Here is an 848-nt window from a genome sequence, read left to right on the forward strand (position 1 = left end):
CTGCCGTCGTCAGGTCTAGGTCGGCGGTGAACGGCAGGTTGGATTTCTGGCTGAACGGTGTCGCCGGCCACACGCCACCCTTATTGGTTTCTTCCTTGTCGGCAAGAAAGGCGGAATCGCCGAACAGCGCCACCGCCATCGGATCGAGGTCGAGTTCGTCGAGCATCAGCGCCCCGGCCAGATGCGGCACGCCGGCCTTGCCGTCGACCCCCTCCTTTACATCGATATTGACGTCGCCGGACACCGCCGCTTCGTTGATGGCGCCGTTGAGTTCGTCCAGCACCAGCAGGCCGTTGCCATAGTCGCCCTGTGCCGAAAACGACGTCGACATGCCCGCCCCCATGCCCGGCAGGCCGATACCTGTCGTCATCAGCCATGGCTCGATGTCGGCGGCATCGAGGCTGAGCTTGCCCTTGGCGGCGAAGCCTTGCGGCGTATCGGCGATCGTCCCCTCGAAACCCGCCTTGAAGTCGTTGCCGGCAAGGCTGAAATTCGTCGTCAGGCCGCCACCAAGCGTTCCCTTGGCCTGAATGTCGGTGCTTGCCTCGCCCAGCATGCCGAGCGGCAGTGCCGGCAGGCCGTAGAGGGCCAGCAGCGTGGTGGCATCAGGGTTTTTGGCATTGAAGGTAAGCGCCACCGGCGCTTCGAGAAGCTTGTCCACCGCCCCCTTTCCCGACAGCGATGCGGAAAAGGCCGAGCCGCCGGCCTTGCCTTGTCCGCTCACCGCCAGGCCCGTGGTGCCGTCGCCATTGTCGGCCGCACTCGCCACGAGGTCGACACGCGCATCCTGGAACAGCTCGGGATAGGCTGCGGCACGGCTCGCCAGTCCCTTGAGCACGGCGCTGTCG

The 848-nt window shown here is 65.4% G+C and carries 1 pseudogene; it reads right to left on the reverse strand.

Going from position 1 to position 848, the window contains the following annotated elements:
- Positions 1–848, reverse strand: a pseudogene (locus EN750_RS36785) (AsmA protein); the annotation flags it as partial.

Source organism: Mesorhizobium sp. M7A.F.Ca.ET.027.03.2.1 (genome assembly GCF_003999175.1).
Classification (GTDB): domain Bacteria; phylum Pseudomonadota; class Alphaproteobacteria; order Rhizobiales; family Rhizobiaceae; genus Mesorhizobium.